This is a genomic window from Mycobacterium sp. IDUB_24 (assembly GCF_055419385.1).
In genome coordinates, this window is record NZ_JBVAXO010000002.1 from 819,754 (window position 1) to 834,013 (window position 14,260).

Below are 14,260 nucleotides of genomic sequence, written 5' to 3' on the forward strand. Positions count from 1 at the left end.
CGGCACAGCCTAATGGGGCGCCTCCGACGCCAGTCAGGTTGTCTCCCGTTCCTGGGTCGGCTCGGGGGTGCCCGTCACACTGTCGGCCGCCAGAACCCCTGAAAGCCCTGACCGGCATTCGTCGTTCGGACGGGGGACAGTTTCACGGGGTCACCTGCCTCGATCATCGTATTTCCGCCGACGATCATGGCGACATGGCCGTCCCACACCGCCAGGTCACCCGGTCGCAGCGTCCCCGCCGAGACCGCCTTGCCGATGTCCTGCTCCTGGGCCAGCCGCGGGATGTCCAACCCGGCTTCGCGATAGGCCCATTGAGTCAGCCCGCTGCAGTCCAGCCCGACGCCGGGTGTGGTGCCGCCCCACCGGTAGGGCACCCCGAGCTGGGTCAGCGCGTGCCGCACGGCGCTGGCCGCCACGGCATTGGGGGCCACCGCGGTGCTCCCGTCGGGCAGTCGCACGGCCACACCGTCCCCGAACATGCCCGGGTCGCGAAGCCCGACCGCTGCCTCGGAGCGATCACCCGAAGAGGCCGGCAGGTCTGCGGCCCCAGAGAACCCCGCCCCGGAGAACCCCGCTCCTGGAAATCCCGCTCCTGGAAATCCCGACGACGTCGGCGCGCCGGCCGGAAGCCCCGAACCGGCCGGGAGCCCCGCCGGACCCGCGTGCATCCCCGCAGTGACCACACCGGCCTGGCGGTCCAGTTCGGTGCGTAGTTCGTCGACGACGGCCGACGCCTCAGCGACCGCACGCCGTGCCTCGGCCTGCAGCTCCTGCGCCACACCGGGCTCATCGAGATGGGGACCCAGCGCCGCGGCGCGTTCCTCGAAGCGGTCGATGATCGCCTGCAGTCGTGACCTCGCCTCGGTCACAGCTGCGCCTGCGCTCTGGGCAGCGGCGCTCAGTACCTGCGTCTGCGCCGCCAGGCCGGTCGCCTCGGCCGCGGTGCCCGCGGCGAAGTCGGCGGCGGCCGTCGCGGCTGTGCCCGACCAGTCGCCGGCGGCGCTCTCCCACGACCGCCCAAGTGCCGCAGCGATATCCGACAGGGCGGAATGCGCCGCATCCAGCACCGTCACGGCGGGGCCGGGCTCGGCCCGGCCACTGCCCACCAGGTCTCGCAGCGCGTAGAGCGGTGTGGCCAGCGCGGCGGCGGATGCGGGCATGGCTACACCCGCGGCAACAGTGCCGTCGCCCGCTGACCGGCGGTGTCGTACTCGGCGGCGGTAACCCCGGCGCTGACGGCACCTGTGCCGGCCCGGGCACTCAGTGCCGCTACCGCCTCGATGTGGGCGCTGACGGATGCGGTGAAGGCCGCCACGAACCGCTCGCCGATCGGGCCGAGGGCGCCTGCCGGTGACGGCATCGACCGCAGGGTTGCGGCCACGGCGCTGAGCTCGGCGGCGTGTGCGCCGTAGGCGCCGCCAAGGGCGTCGATGGCCGCCATGTCGGCGCGCAGGGTGTCGGCGGTCATGTGGTTAGGACGTCCGCCGCACCCGATCGGTTCCCGTCATGCGTCGCTTTCCACGCCACGGCTGCTCGTGCGCCGTTGGCACAGCCCCACGGTAGAAAGCGGCGCACACGGGGCTCCCGAGGCGCCGCGTTCAGATGGCTGTACCGCCGCCGTCGACGTGCAACGTCGAGCCGGTGATGAAGGCCGCCCGCGGCGAACTCAGGAACAGCACTGCGTGGGCGATCTCCGCAGGAGTGGCCGTGCGGCCCAGCGGCAGGGCGCGGCCGAGTTCCTCGTTGGTGTCGCCCCATTGGGCCTCGACGCCTTCGGTGCGGGTCGGGCCCGGTGCCACACTGTTGACTCGCACTCCGCCGGAACCGAATTCGGCAGCCCAGGTGCGGGTCAACGATTCGACGGCGGCCTTGGACGCACTGTAGGTCGAGGCACCGGGTACGCCTTTGGACGCGACCATCGAGGTGACGTTGACGATGCTGCCGCGGCCGCGTTCGAGCATGCCGCCCACCAACTGGGCCACCAGGAAATATGTGCCGCGCACATTGGTGTCGAAAGTCTGCTCGAAGGAGGCGACGTCTTGTTCGACGGTGAGCGCACCGGGAAATGCGGCCGCATTGTTGACCAGGATGTCGAGACGATCGCATTGTTGAGCGAGAGATCGCACCGAGTCCAGGTCGGCGAGGTCGGCGCTGATGAACCGGACGTCGCCACCGAGCGCGGCCGCGGCGTCACGTCCGCGCTGTTCATCCCGCCCGGTGATGGTCACTGCCGCACCCGCCCGGGCCAGCAGGTCGGCACAGGCCAATCCAATACCCGCGGTGCCTCCGGTAACCAGCGCGCGGTATCCGTTGAGTTCTGTCGATCCGGATTCCATTGTGTCCTCTCGTTGTTCGTTACGCCACGCGGCGCACATCGGTGTCATCGCTCAACACGGCCCGCAGACGCGCGCGGCTCCGTGCGATGCGTGACATGACCGTTCCCAGAGGGATTTCCATGCGCGCAGCCGTCTCGGCGTACGTGAGACCCTCGATGTCGGCGTAGTACAACACCGTTCGGAACCCCTCCGGCAGCGTCAGCAACGCATCGCGGATCCGGTCGTCGCAGAACAGGTCGAGTGCACAATCCTCGGCAGAGCGCTCTGCTGTCACGGAATGGGCTGCGCTACTGAACATGTCGCCGTCGGTGATCTCTGGGACCGCGAACGTATCGGGACGGCGCTGTTTCATCCGGTGCGTGCTGATCCAGCGGTTGTGCATGATGCGGAACAGCCAGGCGCGCAGGTTGGTGCCCGGTTCGAACCGGTGGAAACCGGCGTAGGCGTTCATCAGCGTGTCCTGCACCAGGTCCTCGGCGTCGGCCTGGCTGTGCGTCAGCCGTCGCGCGGTGCGCAGCAGGACGGAGTGGAACGGCATCGCCTCGCGCACGAACCGTGTCGCCCGTTGCGCGTCAGACTCGCCCAGGGCTGCCGAGGCGGCTACGGCTGTCGTCGTGATCATCAACTCAGCCTGATTCGCGCCACCTCGTAGCGGACCCTTGAGAGTCCGTGGTCTCTGTGGTCCGTGGCGTTCGACCCCGGATAGACCTGCACGCCCACGGCGTCGACCGTTAAGGTCAGCGCATGGATGTGCGCGTCGTCGACCACCCCCTGGCCGCGGCGCGGCTGACCACCCTGAGGGACGAGCGGACCGACAACGCCGGGTTCCGTGCCGCGCTGCGCGATCTGACGATGATGCTGGTGTACGAGGCGACCCGGGACGCGGCCTGCGAACAGATCGCGGTGCGCACCCCGGTGACCGACACCACCGGGTCGCGGCTGTCCAATCCGCCGCTGTTGGTGCCGGTGTTGCGGGCCGGGCTCGGGATGGTGGACCAGGCGCACGCGCTCATCCCGGAGGCGCAGGTCGGCTTCGTCGGGATGGCGCGCGACGAGACGACGCACCAGCCGACGCCCTACCTGGCGTCGCTACCCGACGATCTGAGCACGCGGTCGGTTTTCGTGCTCGACCCGATGCTCGCGACCGGCGGGTCGATGGCCTACACCATCGACCTGCTCCGTGAGCGCAACGCCGTCGATATCACCGCGGTGTGTGTAGTGTGCGCGCCGCAGGGCATCGCCGCGATCGAGAAGGTCGCCCCGGACATGCGGCTGATCACCGCGACCATCGACGAAGGCCTCAACGAGGTCGCCTACATCGTCCCGGGTCTCGGGGACGCCGGCGACCGTCAGTTCGGTCCGCGCTAGGGGGCTCTCGCGGTCAGGTACGGCCGTGACAACACCAATGCGGTCGCCGTGGTGAGCACGAGTACATACACCGGCAACAGATGGATGAAGGTGGTGTACCCGATCGCGTAGTGCACGGCTAGCGCCGGCAGCGTGCCCGTCACGAATCCGATCAGCAACGTCCACCACACCCAGCGCTCGCCGCGCCGGAATCCCCACAGCGCGAGCAATGCGATCGCCAGCCCGGAACCGACCAAGGCACCGCCGAAACCGGCCCGGTCGTGGGCGATGAAACCGAGCAGCTGCGGGTCAGCCGCTCGCAGGGTCGCTCCGTGGGTGTGCAGATAGCCAAGATCGGTGGTGACGAACACGTCGGTCAGCCCGACGAACGAGATGGTCGCCCCGGCGCCGGCGAGCCCGGCGCCGAGGCCGATGAACAGCAGCTGACCCCACAACGCGCGCCGGCGCAGTGATTCCGGACCGTCTGGCAGCGCCCGCCATCGGGGCGGGTCGGGTCTGTTCCACACCGCCGCCAACAGCATCGGGAACAGCGTCACCACCACCAGCGTGTGCAGAGGGTCGACGAACCCTGTTCCGACGAAGTAGAACAGCGTGAGGAAAGCGATGAGTCCAGAGATCAGTAACGTGGTACGGGCCCATCCCAGGCCGCGCCTGATGCCGCCCCAGGACAATCCCGCGTACAGCGCGCCGAGGCCGATCATGTTGCCCGCCATGCTGATCCGGTCATGTTGGATGAAGTGCACCAGGTTGTCGTTGATCTGGCGAAGGTCATCCACCCCGAGGCCGAGATAGGAACGGTCATAACTCAGCAACACGGGTCCGAGCGTGATGGCACCGGCACCGATACCTGCCACGATCAAACCGAGTCCGGCCAGCACACCCCACAACCAGCCCGGCCAGCGAAACGGGTTGAGCCCGGCATCGGCCAGGCTGGGCGGCGGCGTCGAGGTCTGCGAGGCGGCTTCGATCACGCGGTTGAACCAGCCCGGCCCGGTGGCCAGCAGCACCGCCGGCCGGGCCAGCACGACGGTGTCCGGATCCTGCAGCGCGGCAACGGCGGCGGCGACGTCTGGATCGGTCAGATAGCGATCCTCGCTTGCCGGACCGATGACCACCTCGTCGACGTCGGGGGCGAGCAGGTCGGCCACCTCTGAAGAATCCACCCGGGCGACGACGTGGCAGCGTCGACCGGTGGCGGCCCGGCGCACGGTGTCGACATCGGCGGCGCTCACCGGCGCGATCTCGATGATGCTGGCACCTTGAACCGGCAACACCAGTACGGCATCGCGGGCCACCGACGGCGGGACCACCGCGCCGAAGCGTCCCACCCATTCGGGCGGGACCGGCGGGTGATCGAAAACCCTTGGGATCCAGCGGTACCCGCCCGCCTCGACGAGCGTGGCCAGCAGCCGCAGTGCCAACCGCTGCGTACGATGTTCGCCGATGACCGCGGACGCGATGGGGCGAAGCGGTTGGTAGGTCCAGTCCGGCATCGCGTTTCCGGTTACCAGCGCGCAGCGGCGTCGGCGAGGTCCTGGCTCAGCTTCTGGGCGTGGGCCCGTGCCGTATCCAGATCGTCGGTCGGTGCACAACGAACCTCGGTGTAGGACTTGAGTTTCGGTTCGGTTCCCGACGGACGTACCACCACCCGGACGGAGGTGTCGGCCTCGTCGCCGGTGAAGATCAGCGCGTCGGTACGTTGCTGCCCCCGCCGCTGCAGCAGATCCTCGACGGTGACGTTGATACCGCCCAGTTCTGTCGGCGGGGCCTCGCGCAGCCGGGTCATGGCGGCGCCGGCGTCGTCGACGTGGCGGGTGACCGCGCCCGTCACGTGCACGCCGTGCGCTTTGGCCAGAGCATCGAGGGCATCGAGCATGGTGCGGCCCTGATCGCGCAGCGCAGCCGTCAGGTCGGCGGCGAGGATAGCGGCGGTGATCCCGTCCTTGTCGGGTACCGAGGCCGGGTCGACACAATGCCCGATCGCCTCTTCGTAGGCGTAGACCAGGGTGTTACCGGGGGACTGGGCGCGGGCCAACCACTTGAATCCGGTGAGGGTTTCGGCGTGCTGGGCCCCGTGCGCTGCCGCGATGGCGGCCAGCATCCGCGAGGACACCACGGTGCTGGCCACCAGGGCGGCTTCGCTGACGGGTCCGGGTTCGAGCTGAGACAGGATGTAATCGCCCAGCAACCAGCCGGTTTCGTCTCCGGTGAGCATGCGCCAACCATCCGGGCCGGGTACCCCGACGGCACACCGGTCCGCATCGGGGTCCAGGGCGATTGCGATCTCGGCGTCGATGTCGTCGGCCAGGGCCAGCAGCGCGTCGACCGCACCCGGCTCCTCGGGATTGGGGAAGCTGACCGTGGGGAAGTCCGGGTCGGGGTTGAACTGTTCCTCGACCACGTGCACGTCGTCGAATCCGGCCAGGGCCAGGGCATCAAGCGCGTACTCACCGCCGACCCCGTGCAGCGGCGTCAGCGCCACCCGCACCGAACCGGTGCTCCGGCGAACCCGGGCGGCCCGCTCCAGGTATCCGTAGATCTGGTGACGCCCACCGGTTTCCACTGCGGCTCGGCGAATTTCGTCTGCATACGGGGCGCGGGCCACCGCGGCCTCGATCTCCCGGTCGGCGGGGGAGACGATCTGCATGCCACCGTCGAGGAACACCTTGTAGCCGTTGTCCGTCGGCGGATTGTGTGACGCGGTGATCTGGATGCCGGCCACCGCAGGCAGGTGCCGAACGGTATAGGCGACCATCGGGGTCGGGACCGCGGCCATCATGAGAACTACCTGGAAGCCCTCGGCAGCAAGGACTTCGGCGGCCGCCAGGGCGAACTCGTCGGAGTGGTGCCGCGCGTCGCGCCCCACCACTACGTGCGATCCACCCAGACATCTGTCCTTGAGAACCTGGGCCAGTGCCCAGGTGGTGCGGACGACGACGGCCAGATTCAACGCGTCGGGCCCGCCACGCAACGGCCCGCGTAGCCCGGCGGTACCGAAGGTCAGCGGATTGCTGAACCGGCGGTCGAGCTCTTCGGGACTGCAGGAGGACAATTCGGCCGCGGTCTGCGGGTCGGGGTCATGCGCGATCCATTCAGCGGCGGCGGTCGCGATGGTGGTCATGACCCAAGTGTGCCCGCAGCGGCGTCGGAGTACGCCAGCTTGCGCAGGACCGGTGCCACCAGCATCAGCAGATCGAACTCCAGATCGGTGAGGTTTTCCCGCATCGCGGCGTGCAGCCAGGCGTCGCGTTCGGCCCGGTCGGCCTGCAGCAACGCCGTACCTTCAGCGGTGATCTCGATGAGCTGACGGCGCCGGTCGTGGTCGTCGGGACGCCGGGCGATCAGCCCCCGGCGGAGCAGCTCGTTGATGCTGTCGGTCAGCGACTGGGCCCGCACATGCAGCCGCGCGCCCATCTCGGCCGGGGTCGTCGTACCGCTGCGGCCGGCCTCGCCCAACAGTTCCAGCTGGCTCAACGTCAGGCCGTGATCTGGACGGTGCCGACGCATCTGCCGGGCCACCGCCATCATCGACTCGCGCAGTTCAGTCGCCGATGTTGCTGCCATAAGCAAGTTATACCTTGGTATTTAGCGACGATGTGGCATTTGGCACCCATCTGACCGTGAATATTGCAAAGGAATGCCTTACGATTTTCGTGGGAGGTGGACGACGCCGATGACACGGACGCTGCGGTGGGTGTTGCTGTTCGTCGCGACGGCCGCCGTCACCGTCCCGCTCACGCTCATCGACGTCCCCTCGGCCGCGCTGTTCGCCGGTCTCGCGGTCGGCATCGTGTTGGCGCTGGTCTCGCTGGCCCCGGAACGGATGCCACGCCCGGCCGGGGTGATCGCCCAGGGCGTGCTGGGCGTCTACATCGGCACGATGGTCCATCGGGACGCCGTCAGTGCGCTCGGATCGGACTGGCCGATCGTGCTGGCGATCACCGTGGCGACGTTGCTGCTGAGCATTCTCGCCGGCGGGTTGCTCGGTCTGCATCGCGACGTCAGTCCGCTGACCGGGTCGCTCGCGCTCGTGGCCGGCGGTGCATCGGGCCTGGTGGCCATCGCGCGTGAACTCGGCGGTGACGATCGCGTCGTCTCCGTCGTCCAATACCTGCGGGTCGCGCTGGTCACCGCGACGATTCCGCTTGTGGTGACCTTGGTCTTCCACGCCGATCGGTCGCACGCGCCGTCAGATCCCGGTGAATCTGCCTCGGCACCTTGGTATCTCAGCCTGGCAATGCTGACCGTGATCGTGGCGGTCGGGGTCGTCGGCGGGCGTTGGGCCAAGTTGCCGGGCGCCGGACTACTCGGCCCGCTGGCCCTCACGGTGACACTCCAACTCACCGGCCTCTCCTTCGGGCTGGCCGTCCCGGTGTTGCTGGTGCAGGCCGCATACATGGTGATCGGCTGGCAGGCCGGCATTGCCTTCACCCGCGACTCGCTCCGGGCGATCGGCCGGATACTTCCGCTCGCACTGACCCTGATCGTGGTGCTCGGCGCGGCAACCGCCGGCCTCGGGATGGTGTTGGCCGACGTCACCGGGATGACGCAACTGGAGGGCTACCTGGCGACCAGTCCGGGCGGCGTCTACGCGGTGTTGGCGACCGCGGTCGAAACCGGCTCGAATGTCACGTTCATCATCGCCGCTCAGGTGGTGAGGGTGTTGCTGATGTTGTTCGTCGCGCCGCTCATGGCGCGGGTGATGGCGCGTAGGCCGACCGAACAACCGGTGGCCGCCGTCCGGCGGTAGATGATCGGCTGGGCCGCGATGTCGTTGGCCTTGAAATTGGCCAGCACGAATGACCGGAAAGTGCGGCGAAACAGCAAGCTGGGGAGGAATACCCGCAAAGCCGGCCAGCTGGCGTGGTTGACCACGCGGTAGTCGGTCGGCTCACCGGCCCGTGGGGCGAGCAGTGTCGAGTCCGGCAGTGCGGTGTGGCGCTGAAACCACCCGGCCGTGTATTCCCATGTGGCACGGACTGTTTCCGCTGAATCGCCGTGAAAGTAGTTGAACAGGAACCAGCGGTCGCCGGTGTGGTCCACATCGGCGATCCGGGCCGCGTTGTCGGCCGCCACCTGATACGAATGCCGTGCGCTGCGCTTTATTTCGGCAACCATGGCGCGGTAGGCCTTGTCAGCCCGCACGCTGTCGATCGCGTCAACATCACCGGTGCGAATGAGAACGACCAGGTCGTAACGGGCGGGCCGGACACCCGCGCGTGCCAGCAACGCCGTGCCCTCACCAGGCGGGCGCAGTGCTCCACGGAACACCACGGCCTCGACGACGTCGTCGCGCTGAGCGAGCTTCGTCGCCCACTTTTCGAGGTGGCCGGTCAGCCGGCGGCGGGCGCGCGACGGCAGCGCGAGCGGCCCGGCCCAGCGGCCCGCCTCGGCCGCCAGGATCAGAAATCTGTCGTCGGTCGGCCGGGTGAGCCGAACCGGTACCGCGAGTTGATCATTGACGAGCCTCATCTGCTTTCCCTCTTCTCAGCGTCGGTTCAGGCCGGACAGTCGCCAGGCCAGCGCCCGGCGGACAGCGGGCAGCTTGCCCGCCAGCCGCATGACGCGGTTGCGGACCGGGCGGCGGCGAGCGGACGCGGTGGCGAGTTCGGTGAGCCGGCTGGTCATCGAGACGACACCGCGTGCGGTATGGCGGCGGGCGGTGGCGTACTCGTCGAGCAGCGCCTCGTCGGCCCCGGCGTCCAGCACCTGCGAGAGGTGCTCGCCCAGGACGACGGCATCCTCGATGCCCAGGTTCATGCCCTGCCCGCCTGCGGGAGAGTGCACGTGTGCGGCGTCGCCCGCGAGCAGGATGCGGTTGTCGCGGAACCTGTCCGCCACCCGGTGGTGCACGCGGAACCTGGAACCCCAGACCACCTCTTCGACCACCGCGGGCGTCGACACCGGGCCGCGCTCGTTCAACAGCGACTGCACGAACGCGATGTCAGGATGCTGCGGGGCTTCGTCCACCGTGGCGACGATGCGGTACATGCCGTCGGGCAGCGGTGCGACAACGACCAGCCCGGCCGGCGAGAAGTACAAGATGACTTCGTCGGCAGGCACACCGCCGGACAGGCGGACATCGGCCAGGGCAAACGATTCGCCGTAGGTGCCCCCACTGAACGCGATACCGGCCTGGTCGCGGACCGTGCTGTGCATGCCGTCCGCGCCGATCAGGTAACGGGCCCGGATCTGCTGACCATCGGCGAACGTGGCGATCACCTGGTCGGTGTCCTGCCGGAGCTCGGTCACCGTGGCCGGGCGGAATACCTTCCCGCCCAGCTGTTCCAGCCGGTTCAAGAGGAAGCCTTCGGTGTCGGCCTGCGAGATCATCAGCGTGTACGGAAAGGCGGTCGGCAGCTCGCTGAACGGTGCCGCGATGAGGAGGTCATCGCGATCCCGGATGGTGAATGACGGGGTGTGGACTCCGCGGGCGACGAGTTGGTCGACCACGCCGTAGGGCTCTAGCAGTTCCAGGGTGTGGGGATGGACGACGGCGGCCCTCGAGGTGTTGGCGCCCTCGGCCTGGGCATCGACGACGGTCACGTCGTGGCCGTGCTGGATCAACACGATGGCCGCCGTCAGTCCGACGGGCCCGGCTCCGACGATCAGGACGTCTGTAGTGGTGTTCTGCATCTTCGACTCCTTGGTCAACAACCGTTGGTCAACAACTGTTGACTTCAACGTAGGAGCCTTCTGACGCGATGTCAACAGTTGTTGACCTACAATTGTTGACATGCGACGACCTGCAGCCGAGACCAAGTCCGTCATCCTCGCTGCGGCGCGGGAGCGATTCGCCGCCGACGGGTACGAGCGCGCCACCATCCGGGCGATCGCGGCCGATGCCGGGATCGACCCTGCGATGGTGATGCGCTACTACGGCAACAAGGAACGGCTGTTCGCCGCCGCTGCCGAATTCGATCTGGAACTACCGGATCTCACCCGGGTCCCGCGTGAGGAGATCGGTGCCGCGCTGGCCGCGCACTTCCTCGAACGCTGGGAGCGCGATGAGGCGTTGCTGATCCTGCTGCGGGCCGGGGTGACCAATGAGGTCGTCGCCGAGCGGATGCGCACGATCTTCGCGGCGCAACTCGCTCCGGTCATCGCCGAGACGACGCGCAACGCTGCCGACACTCCGACGCGGGCGAGCTTGGCCGCCTCGCAGGTCCTCGGCATGGCGTTGTGCCGCTACGTGCTTGCCTTCGGCCCGCTGGTGGAAATGCCCCGGCAGGAAGTCGTCGACTGGATCGGGCCCACGCTGCAGCGGTATCTGGTCGGCTAGATCCGGTCTATCACCGATGCCAGCAGGGAACCCATCCGGGTTGCGGACTGACGTCCGGCCTCGAGCACCTCGGCGTGGCTGAGCGGCTCGCCCGTCATCCCGGCAGCCAGGTTGGTCACCATCGAGATGCCCAGAACCTGCAGGCCGGCGGCCCGGGCGGCGATCGTCTCGTGCACCGTCGACATGCCGACCAGATCCGCCCCGAGGGTCCGCAGCATCCGGATCTCGGCGGGGGTCTCGTAATGCGGGCCGGGCAGCCCGGCGTAGACGCCCTCGGCCAGCGTGGGCTCGATATCGCGGGCAAGGGCCCGCAGCGCGGGGGAGTAGGCGTCGACCAGATCGACGAACTGCGCGCCGACCAGCGGAGACCGCGCGGTGAGGTTGAGGTGGTCGCTGATCAGGACGGGTTGACCGACGTGATACTCGGCGCGCAGGCCGCCGGCGGCGTTGGTGAGCACCACGGTGGACACGCCCGTGGCCGCCGCCGTCCGGACCGGATGCACGACATGCTGCAGGTCATGGCCCTCGTAGGCGTGGATGCGTCCGGCCAACACCAGCACCCGGTGGTCTCCGATGCGTACCGAGTGCGCCTGGCCGCGGTGCCCGGCTGCACTCGGCGGGGTGAAGCCGGGAAGATCGGCCATCGGCACGGTGGCCACCGGCTCGCCCAGCGCGGCCACCGCGGGCGCCCAACCTGAGCCGAGCACGACCGCGACATCGTGGCGTTCGACGCCCGTCCGCTCGGCGATGGTGGCGGCTGCCTGGCTAGATGCCTCGGGATCGGTCACGATAGGCGAGCTTAACCGTCGGAAACCCGCAGTGAGATACTGCGAGGATGCCGTCTGCCACCGCCTCGCTGAGCGTCGAGGACGCCATCAATCGGCGCCGTGGCGACCTCCTCGAGCTCTCCCACTCGATACATGCCGAGCCGGAGTTGGCCTTCGCCGAGTACCGCAGCTGTGCCAAGACGCAGGCGCTGGTGGCCGAGTACGGGTTCGAGGTCACCGCGGCTGCCGGAGGACTGGACACCGCGTTCCGGGCCTCTTACGGCAGCGGCCCGCTGGTGGTCGGGATCTGCGCGGAGTACGACGCGCTGCCCGAGATCGGGCATGCCTGCGGCCACAACATCATCGCGGCCTCGGCTGTCGGTACCGCGCTGGCCCTGGCCGGCGTCGCCGACGAACTGGGTCTGACCGTCGTGCTCGTCGGCACCCCGGCCGAGGAACTCGGTGGCGGGAAAGTCTTGCTCCTCAACGCCGGTGTGTTCGACGACATCGCCGCGACGGTCATGCTGCATCCGGGACCCGTGGACATCGCCGCCGCCCGCTCGCTGGCGCTCTCCGAGGTCACGGTGAACTACACCGGCCGGGAATCGCACGCAGCCGTCGCGCCGTATCTGGGCGTCAACGCCGGCGACGCGGTCACCGTCGCGCAGGTCGCCATCGGCCTGCTGCGCCAGCAACTGATGCCGGGACAGATGGTGCACGGCATCGTCACCCACGGCGGTCAGGCCACCAACGTCATCCCGGGCCGGGCCGAGATGCGCTACACCATGCGGGCCACCGACATGCCGGCGCTGCGCGAGCTGGAAGGCCGCATGGCCGGGTGTTTTTCGGCCGGAGCACTCGCGACGGGTTGTCAGCACCGGGTGACCGAGATCGGCCCGCCGTACGCCGAGTTGGTGCCCGACCCATGGCTTTCCGAGGCCATCCGCGCCGAGATGCGGCGCCTGGGCCGTAACCCGTTGCCGGAGAACGTGGAGGCAAGTGTGCCACTGGGCAGTACCGATATGGGCAACATCAGCCAGGTGATGCCCGGCATTCATCCGGTGATCGGTATCGACTCCGGTGGCGCGGCCATCCACCAGCCGGCTTTCACCGCCGCGGCGGCGGGTCCGAGCGCCGACAAGGCCGTGCTGGAAGGTGCAATCATGTTGGCCCGCAGCGTGGTTCAGCTGGCTGAGACACCCGTGCAGCGGGACCGGGTGCTGGAGGCGCTGCAGAGGAGGCGGGCGTCATGAGTGTGCTGCAGCATGCCGCGGCGCGCTGGTTGTCGCTCAACTACGACGAGATGGTGTCGTGGCGGCGTCACCTGCACGCCCATCCGGAACTGGGCCGTCAGGAGTTCGCCACCACCGAATTCGTGGCCCGTCACCTGGCCGAGGCCGGGCTGAACCCCAAGGTGCTGCCCGGTGGCACCGGATTGACGTGTGACTTCGGGCCGGAGGACCGTCCGCGGATCGCGCTGCGCGCCGACATGGACGGCTTGCCGATGGCCGATCGGACCGGCGCGCCCTATGCCTCCACGGTGCCCAACGTCGCGCACGCCTGCGGGCACGATGCACACACCGCCGTACTGCTGGGCACGGCGATGGCTCTGGCGTCGGTGCCGGAGTTGCCGGTCGGGGTCCGGTTGCTGTTCCAGGCGGCCGAGGAACTGATGCCGGGCGGCGCGATCGACGCGATCAATGCGGGCGTGCTGACCGGGGTGAGCCGGATCTTCGCGCTGCACTGCGATCCCCGGCTGGTCGTCGGCCAGGTGGCCACCAAGCCCGGACCGATCACCTCGGCAGCTGATTCCATCGAGATCACCTTGCACTCGCCCGGCGGGCACACCTCCCGGCCGCACCTGACCGGCGACCTGGTCTACGGGCTGGGGACCCTGATCACCGGGCTGCCCGGCGTGCTGTCCCGTCGTATCGATCCCCGTCACGACACCGTCATGGTGTGGGGTGCGGTCAATGCCGGCGTGGCCGCCAACGCCATCCCGCAGATCGGGACGCTGGCCGGGACGATCCGCACCGCAAGTCGCGATACCTGGCTGACGCTGGAATCGATTGTGGAAGAGACGGTTACCGCGCTGCTCGCGCCGCTCAACATTTCACACAGCCTCAACTACCGGCGTGGCGTGCCCCCGGTGGTCAACGAAGAGGTGTCCACCCGCATCCTCACCCACGCCATCGAGGCCATCGGCCCCGACGTCCTCGCCGACACTCATCAGTCCGGCGGCGGCGAGGACTTCTCCTGGTACCTCGAAGATGTACCCGGCGCGATGGGCCGGCTCGGTGTGTGGAGCGGACAAGGACCGCAACTCGATCTACACCAGCCCACGTTCGACATCGACGAGCGTGCACTGGGCGTCGGCGTGCGCACGATGGTCAATATCATCGAGGCCTCCGCCTAGTTTCTTGCACCGCGACCGTGCGTGTTTGCCGGTCAACACGCCGCGGATCGCCGACATTTTGGCGTCACTCGTGGACGGCGAGCGCCCATAG

General features: G+C 68.6%; 15 protein-coding genes. 5 read left to right on the forward strand and 10 right to left on the reverse strand.

Annotation, left to right across the window (positions count from 1 at the left end):
• Positions 1-74: 74 nt before the first annotated feature.
• The 4 genes from ACZYZF_RS11640 to ACZYZF_RS11655 form a co-directional block, all read right to left on the reverse strand.
• Positions 75-1,160, reverse strand: a complete 1,086-nt coding sequence (locus ACZYZF_RS11640; protein ID WP_463835759.1) for a C40 family peptidase — start codon at positions 1,158-1,160, stop codon at positions 75-77.
• 2 nt (positions 1,161-1,162) lie between these two features.
• On the reverse strand, positions 1,163-1,468 hold the full coding sequence (locus tag ACZYZF_RS11645; protein WP_463835760.1) for a hypothetical protein: 306 nt from the start codon (positions 1,466-1,468) through the stop codon (positions 1,163-1,165).
• A gap of 130 nt (positions 1,469-1,598) precedes the next feature.
• A complete protein-coding gene (locus tag ACZYZF_RS11650) occupies positions 1,599-2,336 on the reverse strand; it encodes an SDR family NAD(P)-dependent oxidoreductase (protein ID WP_463835761.1) in 738 nt (245 codons plus the stop codon).
• A gap of 19 nt (positions 2,337-2,355) precedes the next feature.
• Positions 2,356-2,958, reverse strand: coding sequence for a sigma-70 family RNA polymerase sigma factor (locus tag ACZYZF_RS11655; RefSeq protein ID WP_463835762.1), 603 nt, complete (start codon positions 2,956-2,958; stop codon positions 2,356-2,358).
• A 122-nt stretch (positions 2,959-3,080) separates the two neighbouring features.
• Here ACZYZF_RS11655 and upp point away from each other — a divergent pair, with 122 nt between their 5' ends.
• The gene (gene upp, locus ACZYZF_RS11660) at positions 3,081-3,704 is read left to right on the forward strand and encodes a uracil phosphoribosyltransferase (RefSeq protein ID WP_463835764.1); all 624 of its coding nucleotides are present in this window, start codon (positions 3,081-3,083) and stop codon (positions 3,702-3,704) included.
• Here the strand turns inward: upp and ACZYZF_RS11665 are convergent.
• Genes ACZYZF_RS11665 through ACZYZF_RS11675 form a run of 3 tightly spaced genes read right to left on the reverse strand, consistent with a single transcriptional unit; the run spans position 3,701 to position 7,268 of the window.
• Positions 3,701-5,197 carry a hypothetical protein gene (locus ACZYZF_RS11665; protein WP_463835765.1) on the reverse strand — a complete coding sequence of 499 codons (1,497 nt, stop codon included), beginning with the start codon at positions 5,195-5,197 and terminating at the stop codon, positions 3,701-3,703. The genes upp and ACZYZF_RS11665 overlap by 4 nt on opposite strands.
• 11 nt (positions 5,198-5,208) lie before the next feature.
• Positions 5,209-6,825: a phospho-sugar mutase gene (locus tag ACZYZF_RS11670; RefSeq protein ID WP_463835767.1), complete on the reverse strand. Its 1,617-nt coding sequence runs from the start codon at positions 6,823-6,825 to the stop codon at positions 5,209-5,211.
• On the reverse strand, positions 6,822-7,268 hold the full coding sequence (locus tag ACZYZF_RS11675; protein WP_463744752.1) for a MarR family winged helix-turn-helix transcriptional regulator: 447 nt from the start codon (positions 7,266-7,268) through the stop codon (positions 6,822-6,824). The genes ACZYZF_RS11670 and ACZYZF_RS11675 overlap by 4 nt, the downstream gene beginning before the upstream one ends.
• Positions 7,269-7,377: 109 nt before the next feature.
• On the opposite strand from ACZYZF_RS11675, the gene ACZYZF_RS11680 reads away from it, so the two are divergent.
• On the forward strand, positions 7,378-8,454 hold the full coding sequence (locus ACZYZF_RS11680) for an AbrB family transcriptional regulator (protein ID WP_463835768.1): 1,077 nt from the start codon (positions 7,378-7,380) through the stop codon (positions 8,452-8,454).
• Here ACZYZF_RS11680 and ACZYZF_RS11685 read toward each other — a convergent pair.
• Both ACZYZF_RS11685 and ACZYZF_RS11690 read right to left on the reverse strand, forming a co-directional pair.
• Positions 8,352-9,176, reverse strand: a complete 825-nt coding sequence (locus ACZYZF_RS11685; protein ID WP_463835770.1) for a hypothetical protein — start codon at positions 9,174-9,176, stop codon at positions 8,352-8,354. The two genes, ACZYZF_RS11680 and ACZYZF_RS11685, sit on opposite strands and share 103 nt — an antisense overlap.
• Positions 9,177-9,191: 15 nt before the next feature.
• Positions 9,192-10,340: an FAD-dependent oxidoreductase gene (locus ACZYZF_RS11690; protein ID WP_463835772.1), complete on the reverse strand. Its 1,149-nt coding sequence runs from the start codon at positions 10,338-10,340 to the stop codon at positions 9,192-9,194.
• Positions 10,341-10,440: 100 nt separating this feature from the next.
• Between ACZYZF_RS11690 and ACZYZF_RS11695 the strand changes: the two genes are divergently transcribed.
• Positions 10,441-10,986 carry a TetR/AcrR family transcriptional regulator gene (locus ACZYZF_RS11695; protein WP_463835774.1) on the forward strand — a complete coding sequence of 182 codons (546 nt, stop codon included), beginning with the start codon at positions 10,441-10,443 and terminating at the stop codon, positions 10,984-10,986.
• On the opposite strand, the gene ACZYZF_RS11700 is transcribed toward ACZYZF_RS11695, so the two are convergent.
• The gene (locus ACZYZF_RS11700; protein ID WP_463835775.1) at positions 10,983-11,774 is read right to left on the reverse strand and encodes a purine-nucleoside phosphorylase; all 792 of its coding nucleotides are present in this window, start codon (positions 11,772-11,774) and stop codon (positions 10,983-10,985) included. The genes ACZYZF_RS11695 and ACZYZF_RS11700 overlap by 4 nt on opposite strands.
• A gap of 47 nt (positions 11,775-11,821) precedes the next feature.
• Between ACZYZF_RS11700 and ACZYZF_RS11705 the strand changes: the two genes are divergently transcribed.
• Both ACZYZF_RS11705 and ACZYZF_RS11710 read left to right on the forward strand, forming a co-directional pair.
• Positions 11,822-13,006, forward strand: coding sequence for a M20 family metallopeptidase (locus tag ACZYZF_RS11705; protein ID WP_463744746.1), 1,185 nt, complete (start codon positions 11,822-11,824; stop codon positions 13,004-13,006).
• Positions 13,003-14,169, forward strand: a complete 1,167-nt coding sequence (locus ACZYZF_RS11710; protein ID WP_463744745.1) for a M20 family metallopeptidase — start codon at positions 13,003-13,005, stop codon at positions 14,167-14,169. The genes ACZYZF_RS11705 and ACZYZF_RS11710 overlap by 4 nt, the downstream gene beginning before the upstream one ends.
• Positions 14,170-14,260 lie beyond the last annotated feature (91 nt).